The sequence below is a fragment of the Salmonella sp. 2020_1459 genome (genome assembly GCF_043847915.1).
GTDB classification, from domain to species: Bacteria; Pseudomonadota; Gammaproteobacteria; order Enterobacterales; family Enterobacteriaceae; genus Salmonella; species Salmonella enterica.
The window spans coordinates 270,305-294,923 of record NZ_JBCMFA010000005.1 but is presented as its reverse complement, the minus strand read 5'-3'; the positions used below and the strand labels follow the sequence as shown (position 1 = coordinate 294,923).

At 53.8% G+C, this 24,619-nt stretch carries 9 protein-coding genes and 4 pseudogenes; 10 read left to right on the top strand and 3 right to left on the bottom strand.

Translation table 11 applies throughout. The features are described from left to right. Window positions 1-107: 107 nt before the first annotated feature. The 8 genes and pseudogenes from der to shdA all read left to right on the top strand — a co-directional run. Window positions 108-1,580, top strand: a complete 1,473-nt coding sequence (gene der, locus ACH0VJ_RS15120) for a ribosome biogenesis GTPase Der (protein ID WP_023196046.1) — start codon at window positions 108-110, stop codon at window positions 1,578-1,580. A gap of 88 nt (window positions 1,581-1,668) precedes the next feature. Next, window positions 1,669-1,890 carry a zinc ribbon domain-containing protein gene (locus tag ACH0VJ_RS15115; protein WP_000406465.1) on the top strand — a complete coding sequence of 74 codons (222 nt, stop codon included), beginning with the start codon at window positions 1,669-1,671 and terminating at the stop codon, window positions 1,888-1,890. A 345-nt stretch (window positions 1,891-2,235) separates the two neighbouring features. Then, window positions 2,236-4,428, top strand: a complete 2,193-nt coding sequence (gene sinH / locus ACH0VJ_RS15110) for an intimin-like inverse autotransporter SinH (RefSeq protein WP_000252229.1) — start codon at window positions 2,236-2,238, stop codon at window positions 4,426-4,428. Window positions 4,429-4,485: 57 nt separating this feature from the next. After that, the gene (locus ACH0VJ_RS15105; RefSeq protein ID WP_001149062.1) at window positions 4,486-5,445 is read left to right on the top strand and encodes a SinI family autotransporter-associated protein; all 960 of its coding nucleotides are present in this window, start codon (window positions 4,486-4,488) and stop codon (window positions 5,443-5,445) included. 119 nt (window positions 5,446-5,564) lie between these two features. Next, the gene (gene ratA / locus ACH0VJ_RS15100) at window positions 5,565-11,171 is read left to right on the top strand and encodes a DUF823/DUF824 repeat adhesin RatA (protein ID WP_000348951.1); all 5,607 of its coding nucleotides are present in this window, start codon (window positions 5,565-5,567) and stop codon (window positions 11,169-11,171) included. Window positions 11,172-11,329: 158 nt separating this feature from the next. Further along, a pseudogene (locus tag ACH0VJ_RS15095) lies at window positions 11,330-11,548 on the top strand (hypothetical protein); the annotation flags it as partial. Further along, window positions 11,542-11,700 (top strand): annotated as a pseudogene (locus tag ACH0VJ_RS15090) (hypothetical protein); the annotation flags it as partial. The pseudogenes ACH0VJ_RS15095 and ACH0VJ_RS15090, both read left to right, overlap by 7 nt. A gap of 506 nt (window positions 11,701-12,206) precedes the next feature. Beyond that, window positions 12,207-18,264: pseudogene (gene shdA / locus ACH0VJ_RS15085) on the top strand (fibronectin-binding autotransporter adhesin ShdA); the annotation flags it as partial. 158 nt (window positions 18,265-18,422) lie between these two features. Here the strand turns inward: shdA and ACH0VJ_RS15080 are convergent. Next, window positions 18,423-19,568: an extended-spectrum class C beta-lactamase CMY-2 gene (locus ACH0VJ_RS15080; RefSeq protein ID WP_000976514.1), complete on the bottom strand. Its 1,146-nt coding sequence runs from the start codon at window positions 19,566-19,568 to the stop codon at window positions 18,423-18,425. Between the two features lie 323 nt (window positions 19,569-19,891). After that, window positions 19,892-21,154: an IS1380-like element ISEcp1 family transposase gene (locus tag ACH0VJ_RS15075; RefSeq protein WP_000608644.1), complete on the bottom strand. Its 1,263-nt coding sequence runs from the start codon at window positions 21,152-21,154 to the stop codon at window positions 19,892-19,894. 186 nt (window positions 21,155-21,340) lie between these two features. On the opposite strand from ACH0VJ_RS15075, the pseudogene ACH0VJ_RS15070 reads away from it, so the two are divergent. Then, window positions 21,341-21,439, top strand: a pseudogene (locus ACH0VJ_RS15070) (autotransporter outer membrane beta-barrel domain-containing protein); the annotation flags it as partial. A gap of 161 nt (window positions 21,440-21,600) precedes the next feature. Here ACH0VJ_RS15070 and xseA read toward each other — a convergent pair. Continuing rightward, the gene (xseA, locus tag ACH0VJ_RS15065; protein ID WP_000953172.1) at window positions 21,601-22,950 is read right to left on the bottom strand and encodes an exodeoxyribonuclease VII large subunit; all 1,350 of its coding nucleotides are present in this window, start codon (window positions 22,948-22,950) and stop codon (window positions 21,601-21,603) included. Window positions 22,951-23,110: 160 nt separating this feature from the next. Here xseA and guaB point away from each other — a divergent pair, with 160 nt between their 5' ends. After that, window positions 23,111-24,577: an IMP dehydrogenase gene (gene guaB / locus ACH0VJ_RS15060; protein WP_000944174.1), complete on the top strand. Its 1,467-nt coding sequence runs from the start codon at window positions 23,111-23,113 to the stop codon at window positions 24,575-24,577. Window positions 24,578-24,619: the final 42 nt, after the last annotated feature.

Here is a 24,619-nt window from a genome sequence, read left to right as displayed (position 1 = left end):
TTGTGCGTTTTAAAAAACGGCTCCTGGTGTAGGGGCCGTTTTCCTGTTTTTAACAATGGCGCAAAATGCGCGCGTTGTCTGATGATTTTTTTAATGAGGCTTTAAACATGGTACCTGTGGTCGCGCTTGTCGGGCGCCCTAACGTCGGAAAATCCACGCTATTTAACCGTCTGACCCGCACCCGAGATGCGCTGGTTGCGGATTTCCCGGGTCTGACTCGTGACCGTAAGTACGGTCGTGCGGAAGTTGAAGGCCGCGAGTTTATCTGTATCGACACCGGCGGTATTGACGGCACCGAAGACGGCGTCGAAACGCGGATGGCGGAACAGTCGCTGCTGGCGATTGAAGAAGCGGATGTAGTGTTATTCATGGTAGATGCGCGCGCTGGCCTGATGCCGGCGGATGAAGCGATTGCCAAACATCTGCGTTCCCGTGAAAAACCGACCTTCCTGGTGGCGAATAAAACAGATGGTCTCGATCCCGATCAGGCGGTTGTCGATTTTTACTCGCTGGGATTAGGCGAAATTTACCCTATCGCCGCCTCACATGGTCGCGGCGTATTGAGCCTGCTGGAACATGTGCTTCTGCCGTGGATGGATGATGTCGCGCCGCAGGAAGAGGTGGATGAAGACGCGGAATACTGGGCGCAGTTCGAGGCGGAACAAAATGGCGAAGAAGTGCCGGAAGATGATTTTGACCCGCAAAGCCTGCCGATAAAGCTGGCGATTGTCGGTCGCCCGAACGTAGGTAAGTCCACACTCACTAACCGTATTCTCGGCGAAGAGCGCGTGGTGGTATACGACATGCCGGGCACCACTCGCGACAGCATTTATATCCCGATGGAACGCGACGAACGGGAATATGTGCTGATTGACACGGCGGGGGTGCGTAAGCGCGGAAAAATCACCGATGCGGTAGAAAAGTTCTCGGTGATTAAAACGTTGCAGGCGATTGAAGACGCTAACGTCGTACTGTTGGTCATCGATGCGCGCGAGGGGATCTCCGACCAGGATTTGTCTCTGCTGGGCTTTATCCTTAATAGTGGGCGCTCACTCGTTATCGTAGTCAACAAATGGGATGGCCTGAGCCAGGAAGTCAAAGAGCAGGTGAAAGAGACGCTGGATTTCCGTCTGGGCTTTATTGATTTTGCCCGCGTTCATTTTATCTCTGCGCTACACGGCAGCGGCGTCGGCAACCTGTTTGAGTCCGTACGCGAGGCTTACGACAGTTCCACTCGCCGGGTGAGCACTGCGATGCTGACCCGTATCATGACGATGGCGGTGGAAGATCATCAGCCGCCGCTGGTGCGCGGTCGCCGTGTGAAACTGAAATATGCCCACGCTGGCGGCTATAACCCGCCGATTGTGGTGATTCACGGCAACCAGGTAAAAGATCTGCCAGACTCCTATAAGCGCTATCTGATGAACTACTTCCGCAAGTCGTTGGAAGTGATGGGGACGCCGATTCGCATTCAGTTTAAAGAAGGGGAGAACCCGTATGCGAACAAGCGTAACACACTGACGCCAACGCAAATGCGCAAACGTAAGCGTCTGATGAAACATATCAAGAAAAGCAAGTAATGCTTTTTCAGTAATATTCCAGGCCTGACAAGCGCTGCGCTATCAGGCCTTTCAAGTAAAAGTGAGTCATGCGCCTGAGGAGAATGTTATGGAAATAACCTGCCCCGTTTGCCATCACGCGCTGGAGCGCAATGGCGATACAGCGCATTGCGAGACATGCGCTAAAGATTTCTCGTTACAGGCAATTTGTCCTGACTGCCGCCAGCCGTTACAGGTTTTGAAAGCCTGCGGCGCAGTGGACTATTTTTGCCAGAACGGTCATGGTTTAATTTCAAAAAAACGGGTTAACTTCGTCATTTCCGATCAATAAAACCGCTGTCGACGTTGCGCCGCAGAGCAGAGGCGCCGACGTCTTATCCGGCTAAGGGCAAAAGCATTATTCGATACTCCCGTAATATCCGCATAGTATCCTGCCCGGCGGCTATTTTATTCTTTTTATTGATTCAACTATTTATAGAGAATATTATTCCCAAAAATTAATATTAGAAATAAATAAAAGCTTTCTTTTTATTTATTATATCAATATTATAAGTCTGTTTCATATTAAAATTTTCTTTTTAGGAATATATTTAGGCCTGTTAGTTATGATTCCATCTGAATCATCCATATAATATCTTTTCATCGAGGCGTGTTTATTTAACGACAGGGATATCATATGGTGCGAAGGATTCGCATTCTGGTTTTGCTATTAGTGTCTGGAGTCTCAGTTGCGGCTTCCGGCGCAGATAACTCTGTATCTGCAAATGATGAAAGCCACTCCTCTCTGCCTGATTTAGCCAGCGAATCCGCGAAAAAAGAAGAACAGGAAAATAAAGGAAAGTCCTTTAAAGAACAGGGCGCTGACTACTTTATTAATTCCGCCACCCAGGGCTTTGATAATCTCACCCCGGAAGCGCTGGAATCCCAGGCGCGTAGCTATTTGCAAAACCAAATCACTTCCTCAGCACAGTCATATCTTGAAGGTGTAATGTCACCTTATGGCAAGATCCGTACCAGCCTGTCCGTGGGCGAAGGCGGCGATCTGGACGGCAGTTCGCTGGATTATTTTATTCCCTGGTATGACAATCAGAGCACGCTTTTCTTTAGCCAGATTTCGGCTCAGCGTAAGGAAGACCGCACCATTGGTAACTTTGGGCTTGGCGTTCGCCAGAACGTCGGCAACTGGCTGCTTGGCGGCAACGCATTCTATGACTACGATTTTACGCGCGGTCACCGTCGATTAGGTCTGGGAACCGAAGCCTGGACGGATTACCTGAAATTCTCCGGCAACTATTACCATCCTCTTTCTGACTGGAAAGACTCCGAAGATTTCGACTTTTATGAAGAGCGACCCGCGCGCGGCTGGGATATCCGCATGGAAAGCTGGCTGCCGTTTTATCCGCAGCTTGGCGCTAAATTAGTTTACGAACAGTACTACGGCGATGAAGTAGCGCTGTTTGGCACCGATAATCTGCAAAAAGATCCTCATGCCGTCACTTTGGGGCTGGAATATACGCCGGTACCGCTGGTCACGGTTGGTACGGATTACAAAGCCGGTACTGGCGATAGTAACGATTTTAGCGTTAACGCGACCGTGAACTACCAGATAGGCACGCCGCTGGCGGCGCAGCTCGATCCGGAAAACGTTAAAATCCAGCACTCCTTAATGGGCAGCCGCACCGATTTTGTCGATCGTAACAATTTCATCATTCTCGAATATCGCGAGAAAGATCCGCTGGACGTCACGTTGTGGCTGAAGGCTGACGCCACCAACGAACACCCGGAATGCGTGATTGAAGATACGCCTGAGGCCGCGGTGGGGCTGGAGAAATGTAAGTGGACGGTCAACGCGCTGATTAACCACCATTACAAAATTATTTCTGCTTCCTGGCAGGCGAAAAACAACGCCGCCCGTACGCTGGTGATGCCGGTAGTAAAAGCTAATGCGTTAACCGAAGGCAACAATAACAGCTGGAATCTGGTGCTTCCTGCCTGGGTTAACGCCGATACCGAAGAGCAGCGCACCGCCCTGAACACCTGGAAAGTACGCATGACGCTGGAAGACGAAAAGGGCAATAAGCAGAACTCTGGCGTGGTGGAAATCACCGTCCAGCAGGATCGCAAAATTGAGCTGATCGTCGACAACATTGCCGATACCGATCGCAGCGATCACAGCCATGAAGCCAGCGCGCTGGCCGATGGCGAAGACGGCGTGGTGATGGATCTCCTGATCACCGATTCCTTTGGCGACTCCACGGATCGCAATGGTAACGAACTGGTGGACGATGCCATGACGCCCGTGTTGTACGACAGCAATGATAAAAAAGTCACCCTGGCCCAGACGCCCTGCACCACGGAAACCCCCTGCGTGTTTATTGCCAGCCGTGATAAAGAAGCGGGGACGGTGACGCTTTCCAGCACCCTGCCGGGCACTTTCCGCTGGAAGGCGAAAGCAGACGCCTATGGCGACAGTAACTACGTTGACGTCACTTTTATCGGCGACAACCTGAGCGCGCTGAATGCGGTGATTTATCAGGTCAAAGCCGCCAACCCTGTCAACCTTATCGGCAAAGAAGATAAGCACCCTACGGTCAATAATGCTTACCGTTTCCTGCTGTGGCGCGACAAGAATAAAGACAATGTTTTTCAGATGTCCGAGCAGCTCACGGAAGAAGAGATGGCGCTGTACGACTACCAGTGGGAGTTTACCGGGCAGAGTACAAACGGACATACCGGCGCGCTGGCCAACACCATGAATGAAGATCTTGTCCTGCCAGTAACCAATAAAGAGGCGGCGCAGAAGTTTGCCGCCAATGAGGAAGATGGCGTTCAGGGTTACGGCATACGCGTTACGTATAGCCAGAAATAGCGTCAGCGTTATGGCTGACCAGCCAGCCGCTGAATTTGGAGAAAAAGGAGAGTCTGAATGCAAGCAACAGTAAAACGGCGGCTGACGAAGGTCGCTTTAGCATTAGTGGTTGCCGGATATTGCGCCGCGCCAGCGGTGGCGGCGAACGGTAATCTGAAATCGGGGCAGTGGCAGATTGTCTCTGAACAGACGGGCACCATTCAGGGTACGGTGCCGTGGATTACCCGTGCGGCGGATAAAACTGCGGATACCGACAAAGATCACGTAACGGTAACTATCGATCGCGGCGATCGTAAAATTGTGACCGAAGGCGATAAGCAGTTCCACGTTGGCGATAAGGTCACGGTGAACTGGGCGATTGGCGATACGGAAGGCGACCTGGACACCGACAACACGGCAACTAAAGCCACCGTGAAATGGGTGAGCTTTAGCGATCAGAATGGCAGCGACCCCAAAGATCTTGGTACTGGTGACAGTTATGAAATCCAGGCCGCTGATGCGGATCGTTATATCGGTATCAAAATCACGCCAACCACTACCACCGGTGACCCTGCCGTGGCAACCGAACTGCTGTTGAAAGACCTGTCGACCGATGCGGGCGGTGGTTCGGATGATGACGAAATTCCGGAAGGTCCGGTGGTGGATGAAAACGTCCATGTGGTTATTCATGAGAAAGATTCGAATACCAACCTGTTGAAGAATTCAGGGACGACACTCAAAACGAATACCACCTATCAGGTATTGCTGTGGAGCGATAAGAACGGCAACGGTACCTATGATGCCGGTGAAAACGTTACCGACCAGTATGACTACCGCTGGAAATTCGTCGGCACCAGTAAAATTGCAGGTACCGGTAGCGGCGGTATCGTCAACGAAAGCTGGAATGATAAAGACCTTGTCATCCCTGTCACCAATGTCGACGCGAAAGCAGCGTTCGAGGGTGCGGAAGGCGGCGTTACCGTGGGTAGCGACGGTGTCCAGGGCTTTGCTTTGTCCATCGACTACAAACGCAAATAAGTTGTCCTCAACATACCACTCCCTGCGGGGAGTGGTATTTTCCGCGCACTTTGCTTAGCCGCGCGCTAAGCAAAGTGGGTTGAATCACGACAGAAAATGAAAACGGGTAGCTATCGCTCATGGACGGGAATCGGCAAGTGAATAAAGTTGTACATTTCTTACTGACATTACTGATCATGTTTGCAGCGTCGATCGCGCCTGCGCAGGCGCTATTGAAGGGCGGAACCTGGCAAGAGCTGAACTCAGTTACCGGCGCGGTTAACGGCACCGCGCCGCTGGCCGACGGCGCGATTATTCCCCTGTATCAGGGCAGTACGCTGCTCGACCCTACCAAAACCCACGATATTGAATTCAGCGCCATGCCGCGCGATTTTAGCGCGGATGCTGCCTCAACTTCGATGCAGGCGGTCAATTCCACCGATACCGAAGGCGATCTCTTTAGCGATCCGCCCACCATCGCCTGGGAAAACCGCCAGCCGCCCGCCATGGGTCTGGTATGGGCCGATGCCGCCACGCCCGATACGCCGCTCTCGCCGCAGCCGGTTCCGAACCTGACCTTTTGCGCCCAAAACCTCGCCGGGCGACAGCTGGTGGCCTGGGCGCAGGTGGAAGATGAAACCAACGTTCCCGCGCTGTGGCTCTTTACGAATACCGGGGTGCCGAATTATGCGACCATTCCGCTGTTAAGCCCGAAAGTGACGCTGAATATCAAACCAGCGGTGAGCGACCCTGTTTCTGTGAGCGGCGATCATGTCGATGCCAGTTTTGAAGCATCGAAAGTTAAGGTCGGAGAAAGTGTTACTCTTACTGTCACCACCAAAGCGTGTGATGGCAAACCTGCGATCAATGCGCCGTTTGTGATCCGTCGCGAGGATGCAATAAATCGCCAGGGTGTGGTCAATAACGCTAACCCGGTGCGCGTTGGCAATACCGAGTTAACGACTGCGCAAACAGAATATCATGGTGTAACGGACGGGCAGGGCAACGCCACGGTGGTGGTAACGCAAGAGAACGGTCCGGGGGTAAAAACGCGACTTATCGTCTCTTCGCAAAACTATCCCACGCTGACCGACAATGTCGACGTCATTTTCACCACCATCACCAGTCCGGACAGCGATAAGGCCAATATGTACGGCCACATGATAGAGAGCGCTACCGCGACGCTGAACGGTACGACTTACACCTTCACCCGCCCGAAACTGCTGGCGGAAGCGAGCGGCGCGGACAGCCGCGTCGACGATACCAACGAAACCTGGGCGCTGTTCGACTGGAACGGCGCCGATAACCATTGCAATATTCTGCCGGACGCCGAACAACTGGTGGCGTTCAGGCATGAGCACAGCACACTGGCGACGTACACCGGCTGGCCGGCGACGGACGATGCCGAATACTGGTCGTCGACCAAAAACCAACTGAGCGGCTACCATTCCGCAGTGCATATGAACAGCGCATCGGTCGTCAGGGCCGCCGACAGCGACACGCTGCTGGTCAGTTGTGTGGATAAAGCCCAGCCTGCGGCGCACCCGCAGATTACCCTTTCTCCGGTGGGGCCGTATAAAGCGCAGGTGGGGGACGAGATCAATCTGACGATGACTGTAGTCGACCGGGACACGCAAAAACCGCTGCCTTACCGTTATATGGAGCTGTTTATCGACCCGGCGACAAACCGCAAAGGGGAGCATCAGGACGCGTGGGATAACCAGCGGGTCACCGTCGATTCCGAAGGCATGAGCGCCTCCTCGCCGGAACACTATACCGGCGTGACTGACGTCAACGGCCAGGCGCATCTGACGTTAAAACACAACAGCGGTATGGGGGTCGAAACGCCTATCCGCATCGTGATGCCGGACGACGAAGGCGGCAACGTCGAGCTGTCCTTTAGCGTAATTTTCACCGTGGTCACCAGCCCGGACGTGGAGGGCGCCAACATGTGGGGCCATATGCGCGGCGTGGTGGATGCGGGCAACCTGTACAAACGTCCGCTGCTGGCGGTGGAGGCCAGCCATAAAGACGGCCAGTTCGACGAAAACAACGAACAGTGGGCGACATTTAACTCCGTGGCGTCGGCCACCGCGCAGTGCGGCACCGGCCAGGTGCCGGATCAGTCGTCGCTGGCGCATTTGTACAGCGAACATGCGGGCGGACAGATGGAAAGCGAACACGGCTGGCCGACTGAAGATTATTTCATCGCCGCCGACAGCGACGCCTCCGGGACGGTACACGTCAACCTCGAAAACGGCGATAGTGGCAAATTTACCGATACGCCGAACTACCTGACCTGCTCGGCCAACGAAATGGTGGCGGTGCTGGACGTTTATTTCAACGACGACCCGGCGACTAAAAACGCCGATATGACCGCCAAAGTGGGTGAACAGGTTAAGCTCAACATCCATTCGCGCAACGCTCTTAACGACGTGGCAATCGCCAATACCAGCTTCACCATCACCATGGCGAACGGCAGACGGCGCGACGGGCTGACGACCGGTTTTACCGATACCAGCAACGGCGAGATGCAGTTTGACGGCGTCGGCTACGTTGCCGGGCAGGTTTATCAGGGGATCACCGACGCCAACGGCGATGCGACCATTATCCTCACCCAGGATAAGGGCGTGGGGCTGCTGACGCAGTTAAGCATCGTGCCCGTCAATTCATACATCAATACGCCGGTTTCCCGCAGCGTGAAGTTTACCGTCGCGACCAGTCCGGATACGGCAAAAGCCAAAATGTGGGGCCATATGGCCGACACAATTACCGTGGGCGACTGGACCTTTGAGCGGCCCAAACTGGCGGGTGAAGTGAGCAACCCGCTGCGTACCCAGGACGAGAGCAATGAGTCCTGGACGCGTGTGGCCCACACCGACGCGGCGGGCAACCCGGAGGCGGGCGGCTGCGCGGCGAACCGCCTGCCGCGCATCGACCAGCTTGAGGCGCTGTATAACGCCAACAGCGGCGGCAAAATTAACGGCATTCAGGGCTGGCCAGTCTATCTGAACTACTGGTCGTCCACCTTCCAGAGCGCCAGCACGTGGAAATGGATCGCGCTGAAGGATGGCAACGTCTCCGCGGGCAGCACCGACTCCATTTATGCCAGTTGTCTGGCCAGCGATAACCCGGTGCCAGCCGCCATCACCATTGAACCGGTCGACCCGTCGCAGTGGTACGACGACAGCGGCGTGCATGCAGTCAAAGTGAAAAAGGGCGAGACGATGCAGCTCAAGGTGACGGTGAAGGACGCCAGCGGCAACCCGATCCCGGAAGCGCCGTTTGTACTCACTCGCGGCGACGGCTACGACCGCCGGGGCGAGAAGTATACCGCTCAGGACGGCGACGATCTGCAAGGCATCGTGACGCCCGTGGTGATCGACGGCGAATCGCTGGCCTGGACCACCACTAAAATGGGGTCGCTGACCGGCCCTGACGGCACCCGCATTATTAACGTTACCCGCCCGGACACCCACGGCACCCGCACCGCGATTAACGCGACGCTGTATGAAAATGCCGCCGTGAGCGCCAGCATCGACACCATCTTTACCGTCGTCACCAGCCCGGATGCCAGCGTCGCCCGCATGTGGGGGCATATGGCGCCGTCGCTGACGGCGGCGGATGGCGCGGTGTACCAGCGCCCGCTGCTGTACGCTGAGCTGGCCAGTACGGACAATACTACGTCTAAGCAAGAAACCAACGAAACCTGGGCGGTTTTTCATGGGCCAGCCAGTGAAGGGGCAAATCCGGCCCGTTGCGCGGCGGGCTATTACCCTGCCGTTGAGGCGCTGGATTCGCTCTACAGCAAATACCCGAGCCGAACGATAAATACCGCCCAGGGCTGGCCGGTCTACTATTCTTACTGGAGCGGATCGAACTCGACGTCATTTTCCAGCGGGGCAAAAGTTGACTTCTATTACGCAGTCGATCTGGCTGATGGGTCGCGTCGGTCAGAAAACAGCTCGCCCAGCACTGCCTGGCAGTACCAAATTTGCGCCAGGACGCCGTTGCCGCAGGCCACGCAGATTACCCTCACCTCCCCGCAGGCGATGGATGACGCTATTCAGGCGGTGAAGGCGAAAAACAGCGAGTCGATCCCGCTGCTCATCACCACTACCGATGCGATGGGCAACCCGGTGCCTTATGCGACTTTTTCGCTTAAACGCGACGCCGGGACGCCGCGCAACGCCGACTATAAAAAATTTAACACCACCAACGCCACCAACATGACGGTAAAGCCGCTCACCGGTGCGCAGCAACAGTTTTACTATGCCACATCGGTTCTGACCGGCGCCACCGGCGCGGACGGTACGCTGACTCTGACGCTTGCCGAACCCGGCGGCATAGGGTTGAAAAACGTGCTGACCGCGAGTCTGTACGATACGCCGACGGCGACCTCAACGCTGCCGGTGGTGTTCACCGTCCTCACCAGCCCGGACAGCGACAAGGCCAACATGTACGGCCATATGCCGGAGACCTTCACCGCCAGCAACGGTGCGGAGTTTAAGCGCCCGCTGGTGGTAGGCGAGCCCTCATCGGAGGCGCACACGGATACCTATTTCGAAACCAATGAATACTGGGTCATGGTGAATAGTTTTAATACCGGTAATTACGGCGGATGTCCGATGAACCAGATGGCTGCGATGGATGATTTCACGGCGCTGTACAACGATCACCCAAGCGGCAAGGTGGCGACCGATATTGGATTGCCCGTCGGGAAGCGGTGGTGGGCGGGCGATAGCCTGCTGAAAGGCTCAACCCTTTACTGGCAGTATAAAGATCTCAAGACGGGGAAAAACTACAGCATGTCGGAAAACCCGGGTAACTACTACTTACAACTCTGCCTGACAACATCGCGCAGCGGGCTGAATATCGCGCTCTCTTCCGACGCATGGAACGCCGATAAATCAGCGGCTGTGGCGAAAAAAGGCGAAACGATACCGATGACGGTAACGGTGACTAACGACGCCGGGCAGCCGCAGGCCGGGGTGGCCGTACTGTTGACGCGTGAATACGCTTATTCGCGCGGTGAGGTGGATAAGCAATACATTGAACCAGGCGTGATTGGCGAGCCGGTTCCGTTTACAACTTCGCCGGCGAATATGATGCTGACGCCGGTTGCACCTGCGGCGGGTGCGGCAGTGGCGTTTAATAACCAGACTGGCCTCAGCACAAAATGGTCTGGCTTCACCGGCGATGACGGTAAGTTGCGGTTTACGTTAACTCAGAATCAATCGCTGGGGTTAAAAACGTCTGTCACGGCGGCGCTTGCGAATCAATTTGATGAGGCGGCGAGCGTGGATGCGATCTTTACGGTACAAACCAGCCCGGACACGCCGTATGCGTCATACTGGGGTCATATGCCGGATACCGTGCAGGTGAACGGCGTTACGCTGCGCCGCCCATCTCTGAAAGCCGAACTCTCTGCCATGCCCCCGGGCTCCTGGCCGTTGAATAATGAAATCTGGGGGGCGAACTATTATTATCAGTCCCAGCACGTGGAAACGTCGTTGACGCATCTTTGCGGATCGCAGGAAAATATAGCCTCGCTGGACGATCTGAAAGCGTTGCAGAGCGTTATCGGCACGTTGCAATGGCCGACGACATCGTCCTGGGATTATGTGTCGCAAGATGAAGGTCAAAGCGATAAGTACTACTGTTCATTTAACGAAACGACCGGCCAGACAACCTGTACTCGTGACAAATCGTCTACCCCGGGTTTTGGGTCGTGCCGGGTGCCGTAGTGAATGGGGCCGGGAGCGCATTTGAATGTTGGGTGACGCTTTGCGTCGCCCAACCTGGGTATCCCTTGCGGCTGGCGTTGTTCCGGTAGCGATGCATTTTTACGTTTTTGTATTCATGGAATGAACTGCAACGAAATGGATTTTTCTCAGGTACGTCAGTGAAAGCGAAAAAGTATGTCGGTTTTTTACTCTGGCTGCTGCTATGCGCCCTCAGTTTAACGCCTTTCTTCGCCCAGGCCGTGCGAAGCAGCGGCGCATGGCAGGAACTCACTGAGCAAACTGCGGCTATTAACGGCACCCCGCCGCAGGCCGATAGTGTAACGATCCCGGTATATCAGGGCAGCGTTCAGTTGCGCTCTGATGCGGCGAATCCTGTAGCTCGTTAGGCTGGCCGACGCAGGGCTATCCCTGTTTATCTAAATCAACCTCGAGCGGCGGCATGTATTGCGGCGTGGATGAGAATACCAGGCAACAAAACTGCGCCATTAAGCCGGCAAGCACAGCAGGTTATGCGACGTGTGTGGAGTAACGTATTACGCGTCTGGCGCTACCTATATACTCTAAATAATTCGAGTTGCAGGAAGGCGGCAAGCGAGCGAATCTCCGGGAGCTTACTAAAGTAAGTGACTGGGGGGAGGGAACGCAGCCGCAGCACATGCAACTTGAAGTATGACGAGTATATTTAAAATAACGCCAGGTGTCGCATGATAATTACCCCTTTTTGCCTCGCGCATCTATTTATCTCAATATATGAAATCATTAAATGATATTCACAATATAAATATATATAAAAGAGATGGATATATTTATATCAATTATAAATTAATCAAAAGTTGACCTGATATTGAAATAGGCCTTGAAATTGGTTAATAATTTGGCTTTGATAATATATTGTTACAGGTGATTGCAATCATTCATAAAAACATATTTTTATCATTTATTATTTATCTCATTTATATACACCATTTAAAAGCTATTTACAGCCAATCAAAATCCAGTTTGCTTCGTGAACGTTATTAAAAGGAAATTTAAAAATTGAACAGGACCTACAGTATTGTCTGGAGCGCCGTGCGAAATATGTATGTCGTGGCTTCAGAACTGGCGCGAGGCCACAGCAAAGTTAAAGCGCAAGTATGCGCGAGTGAAACCCATTCCCCAAATAAAAAGTCCGAATATGGACAAATAATAAAAGCAACGCGCAATGTGCTGGCTTGCGCCGTGGCTGCGGCGCTCGGATTTTTCAGCCCGCTGGCTATGGCCGATAATCAGGTGTCATATGCTGATGCGCAGACCCACGTTCTGGATAAGTCAACGCCGGCGATGACCTATTCGGGAGTTGAGGATGGCGCGGCACTCTATGTCTCGGGTGTCGCCACCGTCGGCTGGCAATCCACCACGGTCAAAGGGACGGGGCTCGTCATTGAAACAAGCGGAGGCGGGGCCAATGCTCCGGATGGCGGTAAGTATGTTTCCAAAGCCATTTCGATAGATCATTATGCCATCCTTGAGCTTACCGACACGGAGATAACCACTGATAGTATTTATTCGCTGGGTATTTCCGCAGCGGATGGCAGCACACTGACGTTAACAGACAGCACGCTGAATATTGGCGGCAATTACGGCGTAATGACGTTGTATACGGGTTCAGCAGCGACGCTGAGCAACACCATCGTTGAGGCAGCTAACAGCAGCAGCGCGCAGGTGCAACAAGGTAGTACGCTGAACGTACTGGACGGTAGCAAAATCACCCTGGCGCAAGGCCAGATAAACGTTGTTGCCGGTACCACCGCGGCAGATGCGGGTTCCACCCTAAACCTGTCTGATAGCTCGGTCATCTCTGCAGGTACGATGAGCACTATCCAGGGCAGCAATAAGGCCGATCTTAATCTCACCAATGCGACCATAACGCATAACAACGCCAGCGGTGCGGCGGTGCAGGCCAATAACGCCACTACCCTGGATATTTCAGGCGGCAACATTACCTCTGCCGGTACGGGCGTGTATATTCTGGCGTCGGACGCTAATATCGACGGCGCCACCATCAACGCCGACGGCGACGGTATCTTTATCACCAGTAAAAAGAGAAACACCTCGTATGAGGATCTCAACGCGCTCACGGTCACCGACGCAAACGTCACCTCAAAAACTGTCGCACTGAACGTTGATGGTAGCACGACCATTAACGACCCCATTAAGCTCACCAACAGCACCTTTACGGCGCCGACAGCGATCAAATTGGGCAGCAAAGCGGCTATTCAGGCCGAAAACATGACGCTGACCGGCAACATTGTCCAGACTGACACGTCGTCGTCATCGCTCTCTTTAAGCCAGAAGTCCACGTTAACCGGTCGTGTAGATGCGCTCTCCAGCACGCTGTCGCTCGACGAAACCAGCCAGTGGAACATGACCGACCCGTCAACCGTCGGCAACCTGACCAACGACGGCGGCATTACGCTGAGCAACGCGAGCGGTTCGACAGGTACGCTGCTGACGGTGGATAAAACCCTGACCTTGCAGGACGGCAGCCAGATAAACGCGACGCTGGATACCGCCAACAGCTCGCCAATTATCAAAGCCGCCAACGTCACGCTGGACGGGACGCTGAACCTTAGCTCAACGGCCACCTTTGTCGCGCCCGAAACCGACGAACACTTTGGATCGGTCACGCTGATTGATTCGCAAACCGCGATCACTACCGATTTTGACAGCGTAACGCTGGATGCCGACACCTCCGCTATGCCGGATTACCTTACGATCAACGCGGGCGTTGATGCGAATGATAATACCAACTACGAGTTGTCTACGGGCTTGAGTTGGTACGCGGGCGCAAATTCTGCGCGCGCTGCGCATGGCACTTTTACCGTTGATGCAGACAGTACCTTTACCGTCACCAGCGAACTGGACGAAACCACGGCTAACTCCAACTGGAACGGCAGCAAGCTAACCAAACAAGGCGACGGCACGCTGATCCTCAGCAACACCGGCAACGACTATGGCGACACCGTCATTGACGGCGGTATTCTGGCCGCCAAAGACGCCGCCTCGCTCGGCACTGGCGATGTGACGATTGCAGAAAGCGCAACGCTTGCGCTGAGCCAGGGCACGCTGGATAACAACGTGACCGGCGAGGGCCAAATTGTCAAAAGCGGTAGCGATGAGCTGATCGTGACCGGCGATAACAATTACTCCGGCGGCACCACTATTTCCGGCGGTACGCTGACGGCTGACCATGCGGATTCGTTGGGGACCGGGACTATTGCCAACAGCGGTGTGCTTCAGGTCGGCGAGGGCGAACTGGAAAATACGCTTTCCGGCAGCGGCTCGCTGGTGAAAACCGGTACGGGCGAACTGACGTTAAGCGGCGATAACAGCTACAGTGGCGGCACCACTATTTCCGGCGGTACGCTGACGGCTGACCATGCCGATTCGCTGGGCACTGGCGCTGTTGCCAACAGCGGCGTGCTTCAGGTCAGCGAGGGCGAGCTGGAAAACACCCTTTCCGGTAGCGGTTCGCTGGTGAAAACCGGCACCGGCGAGCTGACGTTAAGCGGCGATAACAGCTACAGTGGCGGCACCACCATTACCGGCGGCACGCTGATTGCAGATAACGCGGATTCGCTGGGCACTGGCGCTGTTGCCAACAGCGGCGTGCTGCAGGTCGGCGAAGGCGAGCTGGAAAATACGCTATCCGGCAGCGGTTCGCTGGTGAAAACCGGCTCAGGCGAACTGACGTTAAGCGGCGATAACGATTACTCCGGCGGCACCATTATTTCCGACGGTACGCTGATTGCGGATAACGCAGATTCGCTGGGCACTGGCGCTGTTGCCAACAGCGGCGTGCTTCAGGTCGGCGAGGGCGAGCTGAAAAATACGCTTTTCGGCAGCGGCTCGCTGGTGAAAACCGGTACGGGCGAGCTGACGTTAAGCGGTGATAACACTTACTCCGGCGGCACCACTATTTCCGGCGGTACGCTGATTGCCGCCAACGTCAACGCGCTGGGCAGCGGCGATATCGACAACAGCGGCGTGCTTCAGGTCGGCGAGGGCGAGCTGAAAAATACGCTTTCCGGCAGCGGTTTGCTGGTCAAAACCGGTACCGGCGAGCTGACGTTAAGCGGGGACAACAACACTTACTTCGGCGATACCACCATCGCTGGCGGTACGCTGATTGCCGCCAACGTCAACGCGCTGGGCAGCGGCAATATCGACAACAGCGGTACGCTGATGCTGGATGCCAACGGCGCATTTAAGCTTGCGAACGTCACCACCCATAGCGGCGCCACTACCGCGCTGGCAGCGGGCAGCACCCTTGACGCAGGCCAGTTCACCCAGGAAGACGGCAGTACGCTAAGTATTGACCTCGGCGCGGCCACCGACGACGCCGTGATTACCGCCGACAGCGTCACGCTGGGCGGCACTCTGAATGTTACCGGCATCGGCAGCGTTACGGACAGCTGGACGCCTGAGGCATACACCTACACGCTGATTGACAGCGACAGCGCCATTACGAGCGATTTCGACGATCTGACCATTGCAGGGATGAACCGCGAAGATGTTGACTTCCTGACTATCGACGGAAAAGTCGATGAAACGGACAACACCAACTATGACCTGACGGCCTCCCTCTCCTGGTATGCGGACAGAGACAACGCCACTACCGACGCCCACGGCACCTTTACCCTGAGCGACCCTGACGGCAGCTTTAACGTTGCGGCAACACTGACAGACGTTGATGACACGCTGGATCCGGGTAGCAGATGGGACGGTAAATCGCTGACCAAAGAAGGCGCAGGCACGCTGCTCCTCTCCGGCGACAACGACTACAGCGGCGGCACCACCATCAATGAGGGTACGCTGGTCGCCGCCAGTACGACGGCGCTGGGCACCGGTCTGGTAGACAATAACGCCACGCTGGTGCTGGACGCAGACGGTGAAGTCAGCGCGGTGGGCGGCATCACCACTCATAGCGGTGCAACGACCCAACTGGCGCTCGGCACCTCGTTGGATCTCGGCGACAGCGCGTTAATTCAGCAAGATGGCAGTACGCTGAACGTTGAGCTGAATAGTGACTCAGTGCAACCGCTGATCACCGGCGGCAGCGCCACGCTTGGCGGCGATTTGGTCGTCAGCGACGCCAGCCTGCAAGCGCGCGCCTCCGACGCGGAGTTCCAGTCCTTTAAACTGATGGATATGGACAGCGATATCAGCGGCGACTTTACCAGCCTGACGATGAACCTCACTGACCAGCCGGACTATCTGACCGTAACCGGGACAATCAATCCTGAAGATGCGTCAGAATATCTGCTTACCGAAGGGCTGAGCTGGAATGCGACCGCCACGTCAGCGACGCCAGCACACGGCACCTTCACTCTGGGCGCAGGCGATAGCTTTGAAGTCACCAGCGTACTGGGCGATAAAACCGGCAACGGCGACTGGGACGGTAAATCGCTGACCAAACTGGGCGCGGGTAAACTGACGCTGAGCGGCGCGAACACCTATAGCGGCGATACCAACGTACAGGAAGGCACGCTGTGGCTGACCGGCACCGGCACGATTGGCGAAGTGGGCAGCCAGCAGGCGGTGAACGTCGCTTCCGACGCGACCTTTGGCGGCAGCAACGGTACAACCGTTAACGGTCAGGTGACCAATGAAGGGACGCTGGTCTTCGGCGACAGCGAGGAGACAGGCGCTATCTTCACCCTCAATGGCGATCTGATCAACATGGGGACAATAACCAGCGGTAGCAGCTCCAGCACGCCGGGCAATACGCTTTATGTTGATGGCAATTACACTGGCAACGGCGGCTCGCTTTACCTGAATACCGTCCTGGGCGACGATGATTCGGCGACCGATAAGCTGGTGATTACCGGCGATGCCTCCGGCACCACCGATCTGTACATCAACGGCATCGGCGATGGAGCACAGACCACTAACGGTATCGAAGTGGTGGATGTTGGCGGCGTATCGACCAGCGATGCGTTTGTGTTAAAAAATGAAGTTAACGCCAGTCTGTATACCTACCGTCTGTACTGGAATGAAAGTGACAACGACTGGTATCTGGCGTCAAAAGCACAGTCTGATGATGACGACAGCGGCGGTGATGACACGCCTTCGGATGGCGGTGACGATGGCGGTAATGTCACGCCTCCGGACGATGGCGGCGATGGCGGTAATGTCACGCCTCCGGACGACGGCGGCGGCGATGTCACGCCTCCGGACCACGGCGGCGATGTCGCACCGCAGTACCGTGCGGATATCGGCGCGTACATGGGCAACCAGTGGATGGCGCGCAACCTGCAAATGCAGACCCTCTATGACCGCGAGGGCAGCCAGTATCGTAATGCCGATGGCAGCGTATGGGCGCGCTTCAAAGCGGGTAAAGCGGAATCCGAGGCTGTCAGCGGCAATATCGATATGGACAGCAACTACTCCCAGTTCCAGTTAGGCGGCGACATTCTGGCCTGGGGTAACGGCCAGCAGAGCCTTACCGTTGGCGTCATGGCGAGCTACATCAACGCCGATACCGACAGCACCGGTAACCGTGGCGCGGACGGTAGCCAGTTCACCAGTAGCGGCAACGTAGACGGCTACAACCTAGGCGTCTATGCCACCTGGTTTGCCGATGCCCAAACGCATAGCGGCGCGTATGTCGACAGCTGGTACCAATATGGTTTCTACAACAACAGCGTAGAGAGCGGTGATGCGGGATCTGAATCTTACGATTCAACCGCTAACGCCGTCTCGCTGGAAACCGGTTATCGCTACGATATTGCGCTGAGCAACGGCAATACTGTCAGTCTGACGCCGCAGGCGCAGGTTGTCTGGCAGAATTACTCAGCGGATAGCGTGAAGGATAACTACGGCACCCGGATCGATGGTCAGGATGGCGACAGTTGGACAACGCGCCTGGGTCTGCGTGTTGACGGCAAGCTGTACAAAGGCAGCCGTACGGTTATCCAGCCGTTTGCTGAAGCTAACTGGCTGCACACCAGCGATGATGTGTCGGTATCGTTTGATGATGCCACGGTAAAACAGGATCTTCCGGCTAACCGTGCGGAGCTGAAAGTGGGTCTGCAGGCAGATATCGATAATCGGGGAGCTACACGCGACAACCAGGAATGCAGCCGTAACTGCAGCAACGACGGGCAAAATGCGCATGGGATTTTCCTTGCTGTATTTTTGTTAAGTGTAGATGACAACAGGAAAAAAAGAGAAAGAAAGGAGGCCCAATATCCTGGGCCTCATCGTCAGTTATTGCAGCTTTTCAAGAATGCGCCAGGCCGCCTCGACACGGACAGGGTTAGGATAGCTTTTGTTTGCCAGCATCACGATGCCAAGGTTTTTTTCTGGAACGAAGGCTACGTAGCTGCCAAATCCACCAGTGGAGCCCGTTTTATGCACCCATGAGGCTTTCACTGCGGGGGCGGGCGGGTTTACCTCAACGGCGGGAAGCGCTGCCAATGCCACTTTGCTGTCGCTGCCGTTGATGATCGAATCAGCTTTCAGCGGCCAGTTCAGCATCTCCCAGCCTAATCCCTGGTACATATCGCCAATACGCCAGTAGCGAGACTGCGCAAGCGCAATGCCCTGCTGGAGCGTTTTCTCCTGAACGTGGCTGGCATCCATGTTGGCCTGAACCCAGCGGGCCATATCAATAACGCTGGATTTCACGCCATAGGCTTCGGCGTCAAGTTGTCCCGGAGAAACGTGTACGGGCTTCCCTTCGCGATAGCCCCAGGCATAATCTTTTTGTTCGTTCTGCGGAACCGTAATCCAGGTATGCGCCAGTTTTAATGGTTGCAGGACGCGTCTGGTCATTGCCTCTTCGTAACTCATTCCTGAGGGTTTCACCGCCAGCGCGCCAAACAGACCAATGCTGGAGTTAGCGTAAAGTCGCTTAGCGCCCGGAGTCCATTGCGGCTGCCAGTTTTGATAAAAATGCAGTAATGCGGCTTTATCCCTAACGTCATCGGGGATCTGCAGCGGTAGGCCGCCTGCCGTATAGGTGGCTAAGTGCAGCAGGCGGATACCCTGCCACTGTTTGCCTGTCAGTTCTGGCCAGTATTTCGTGACCGGATCGCTGAGCTTAATTTCGCCGCGGGCGATAGCATCGCCGCCCAACACGCCGTTAAACGTCTTACTAACCGATCCTAGCTCAAACAGCGTTTGCTGCGTGACTGGGTGGTTATTGGCGATATCGGCTTTACCCCAGGTGAAATAATAGGGTTTTCCCTGGTAGATAACGGCAACGGCCATACCCGGAATAGCCTGCTCCTGCATCAACGGGGTGATGGTGCGATTAACGATATCGGCAATCTGTTGTTCTGTTTTTGCGGCAGCAAATGTGGAGAAAGAGGCTGTCAGCAGCAGAGCGCAGCATAACGATTTTTTCATCATGAAATCAGTTCCGTAATTAAAAGCAAAAAGGTGTCCGGGCCCGTCAGACGCAATCAGTGTGTTTGATTTGCACCGTGTTGACAAACGGTTAAATTTAGCAGCAGATATAAGTTTTTCCTAAATTCCACGTGTGTTTTTTATTAGCTTCAAAAATCACTATTTCACGAAGAATTTAGACTGCTTCTCACACATTGTAACATTATTTACAACCACCTTTCAATCATTTTTGATAAATCATTGATTTCATCTTTGCTGCAATGATACTTAATAAACTCTGCAAGTTATCCACAGAGCAACACTCAATTTTATTGATGATATTCTTATTATACCAGACATTTTTCATACACTCCCTTGTACGGATAGTTTTCCGACAACTTCATGATTACATATCTTGCGGTTTTGATTATTTTTGCTGCAAGAAATACATACTTCAAACGAAAGGTCTTTATTTGCTGTCTGTATTCTGAAGAGTCCAAGGAATCAAACTTGAACAACAAAAATAGGTTATATGAAAGCATCATCATTTGAAACACGGCTTCATTCGCCCAAAATGACTTTAGCAAGAGATGACCCACCGCCATGTCGTATTTGGCTTCTTTGATATAGTTTTCAGCATTACCACGCTTTTCATAGTATATAACTACTTTTTCAGAAAGCAAGGTAGTATTTGTTACAAAGAAAAAGTAGTCGTATTCGGAACCTTCTAAAAGTGATAATTGTGCTCTTTCTTTTTCTGGTTTCAGTACGCGAGATACGACAAATCTTCTGTCTTTTTCCCATTTAACTAATTTTGTATACAGTTCTGTAGTTTCTCTACCTTCTTCTCCTTTAACGAATACAATTGATGAATTCGTTGCTTGTGAGGTGAGTGTAGAATAACTTTTGGCTTTAATTAAATATTTGCATCCAAGAGATTCTATCGTTTCGATAATTTTTTCATCAAAGTAGCCACTATCCATTCGAAATAAAATTTCTAAATCGTCTGATTTGATGTTAGCAACAATTTCTTTGATCATTTCCGCAGCACCGTTTGCAGTGTAAGTATTGCCACTTCTTACAAATCCGGTAACATATGCTTTTAATTCGTCGCAAAATGCAAATTGGATATTGTAGCATCGGTTTCCCAGTTTCTTAGGATTATATCCTTTTGACGCACCTTCTTGATGACCTTCTACGTTAATTACACTACTATCAATATCAATCGTAATGGATGTCAATTTACTTTTAGTGAGCAGTTTTTTAAAGACTTTAAAATTAATGTCTCTAAACATTTGGGTTGTCTTGAAGTTGAAGTTTCCTAGAAACCGTGACACTGTTTCAGGTTCTTTTACGGAAATATCAAACTCGTTGACGAGGGGATCATTTTGAAGTAGCTTTAGACGTTCTAACTTATCAATGCCAATGAAGTGACCGCAGAGCATGGTCTTTATATGATTCATCTTGATTTTATTTGTTGAGTCATTATCAAATACGAGGTCATTTTCAATAAAATCAAAAATCCCATTGCTTTTTGCATTCTCAAGGAGCAGAAAAAGACCTGCATTTGATGTTAGATTCTTAGCTTTGAAATCAATTTTATTAATCATAATTAGAACCCCTTTTTACTACTTTTCTTACTATTATTTTACCATATATCGAGTCATAAAAGCTGATAATTTAACATATTTTTGAGCACTTTTCTTTCACCCAATGGGTGAAAGCTGAATTTCGAAGGAATGCATATTTATCAAGGCTTTGATTATGCTTTTTGAAGTACTGACGTAGAATCTAGGGATAAGCAGTGGAGCGTTCGCGCTCAGGTTGCCGGGCAGACTGGCAGCAATGATTTTGGCGATCTGAACGGTAGCCTGAATCTGCGCTATAACTGGTAAGTTAGACAAAACCGGGCGGGTGTTCCCTGCCCGGTTTTGAGGCGAATGACAAACCGGTTGATCGTCGGATTGCGGCTACACCTTATCCGACGTGGCGCGTAGGTTGGCTGAGGAGAAACCGAAACCTGACATTGCGCTGCCGAGGGTGGGGGAATATTGGATTACGTGCCCGGCGTGACGGATTTGACTTCACTTTCAAGCCAGCCGTCCTCCAGTCGCGTGGTCATAATATCGCCTGCTTTGACCTGTTTGATCTTTTTCAGCACCTTGCCGTTCGTTGTCGTCGAAACCGTATAGCCGCGCGCCAGCGTGGCTAACGGGCTGACCGCTTCCAGATGCGTGACCGCGTTGCCGAAACGCTCGCGCTGTTCGCTTAACCGTGAGCGGATATTCTCCGTCAGACGATATTCCAGCTGTTGGATGCGCGACTGCGCGCGGTGAATGCGCGGCTGCGGATTTTGCTGGCTCAGGCGTTGACTTACGCGCTGTTGGCGCTGAGTGGCCTGCTTAATCCTGGCCTCAAGCGCAAATCCCATCCGTTGGCGTAAACGTTCCAGCGCGGTTTGCTGACGGGCCAGACGCAGCTGCGGATGTTGCTGTTGCAGACGGTGAAAAATCTGCGTGAAACGGCGGCTGCGGTTGGCGAGGTAGTAGTCCATCGCCATGCCCAGACGCTGCTGGGCGGATTGAATCTGGCGCAACAACTCCTGCTGGTTGCGGCTGACAATTTCTGCCGCTGCTGATGGCGTAGGCGCGCGCAAGTCGGCGACAAAATCAGCTATCGTGACGTCCGTTTCGTGGCCGACGGCGCTGACTACCGGAATGCGGCTGGCAAAAATCGTCCGCGCCACGCGTTCGTCGTTAAAACTCCACAAATCTTCCAGCGAACCGCCGCCGCGTCCGACGATCAGTACATCACATTCGCCGCGCGCGTTCGCCAGTTCGATAGCACGAACGATCTGCCCCGGCGCGTCGTCGCCCTGGACCGCAGTCGGGTAGATAATAACGGGCAGGGATGGGTCACGACGCTTTAGCACGTGGAGAATATCGTGCAGCGCCGCGCCGGTTTTCGAAGTGATCACCCCCACGCAGTGGGCCGGGGAGGGCAACGGCTGTTTATGCTGCTGATCGAACAAGCCTTCGGCCTGCAGTTTGGCTTTTAGCTGCTCATATTTCTGCTGCAACAAGCCTTCGCCCGCGGGCTGCATACTTTCGGCGATGATTTGATAATCGCCGCGCGGCTCGTACAGCGTGATATTGGCGCGGACTAACACCTGCTGCCCGTGCTGCGGGCGGAACGTCACCCGGCGGTTGCTGTTACGGAACATCGCACAGCGCACCTGAGCGGTATCGTCTTTGAGCGTAAAGTACCAGTGGCCCGACGCAGGCTGCGTGAAATTAGAAATCTCGCCGCTGATCCATACCTGTCCCATCTCCTGTTCTAACAGCAGACGAACCGTCTGGTTAAGGCGGCTTACGGTAAAAATTGAGGAAGTTTGAGAGGATAACATGTGAGCGGGATCAAATTCTAAATCAGCAGGTTATTCAATCGATAGTAACCTGCTCACGGGGGATCGCAAGCACTATTTGCAAAAAAATGTAGATGCAACCGATTACGTTCTGTATAATGCCGCGGCAATATTTATTAACCTCCCAGGTGAGATATTGCCCATGCTACGTATCGCTAAAGAAGCTCTGACGTTTGACGACGTCCTCCTTGTTCCCGCTCACTCCACCGTTTTGCCGAATACTGCCGATCTCAGCACGCAGTTGACGAAAACTATTCGTCTGAATATTCCTATGCTTTCTGCGGCGATGGACACCGTGACGGAAGCGCGCCTGGCAATTGCCCTGGCCCAGGAAGGCGGCATTGGTTTTATCCACAAAAACATGTCCATTGAGCGCCAGGCGGAAGAAGTTCGCCGCGTGAAGAAACACGAGTCCGGCGTAGTGACCGACCCGCAGACCGTCCTGCCAACCACCACGTTGCATGAAGTGAAAGCCCTGACCGAGCGTAACGGTTTTGCGGGCTATCCGGTGGTGACTGAAGATAACGAGCTGGTGGGTATCATCACCGGTCGTGACGTGCGTTTTGTGACTGACCTGAACCAGCCGGTAAGTGTCTACATGACGCCGAAAGAGCGTCTGGTGACCGTTCGTGAAGGCGAAGCCCGTGAAGTCGTGCTGGCAAAAATGCACGAAAAACGCGTAGAAAAAGCGCTGGTCGTTGATGATAACTTCCATCTGCTTGGCATGATTACCGTAAAAGATTTCCAGAAAGCGGAACGTAAACCAAATTCCTGTAAAGATGAGCAGGGCCGTTTACGTGTCGGCGCGGCGGTCGGCGCAGGCGCGGGCAACGAAGAGCGCGTTGACGCGCTGGTGGCGGCAGGCGTTGACGTCCTGCTGATCGACTCTTCTCACGGTCATTCGGAAGGTGTGTTGCAACGTATCCGTGAAACCCGTGCTAAATATCCTGACCTGCAAATCATCGGCGGCAACGTCGCCACTGGCGCAGGCGCTCGCGCACTGGCGGAAGCCGGTTGCAGCGCGGTGAAAGTGGGTATCGGCCCGGGTTCCATCTGTACCACTCGTATCGTGACTGGTGTGGGCGTTCCGCAGATCACCGCTGTTTCTGACGCAGTTGAAGCGCTGGAAGGCACCGGGATTCCGGTTATCGCTGACGGCGGTATCCGTTTCTCCGGCGACATCGCCAAAGCCATCGCCGCAGGCGCGAGCGCGGTAATGGTGGGCTCTATGCTGGCCGGTACAGAAGAATCGCCGGGCGAAATCGAACTCTACCAGGGCCGTTCGTACAAATCTTATCGCGGGATGGGCTCGCTGGGCGCGATGTCCAAAGGCTCTTCTGACCGTTACTTCCAGAGCGACAACGCCGCCGACAAACTGGTGCCGGAAGGTATCGAAGGCCGCGTAGCCTATAAAGGTCGCCTGAAAGAGATCATTCACCAGCAGATGGGCGGCCTGCGCTCCTGTATGGGGCTGACCGGTTGTGCTACCATCGACGAACTGCGTACTAAAGCGGAGTTTGTGCGTATCAGCGGTGCGGGCATTCAGGAAAGCCACGTTCACGACGTGACCATCACCAAAGAGTCCCCGAACTACCGTCTGGGCTCCTGATTTTCTTCGCCCGACCTTCGCGTCGGGCGATTTATTTAATCT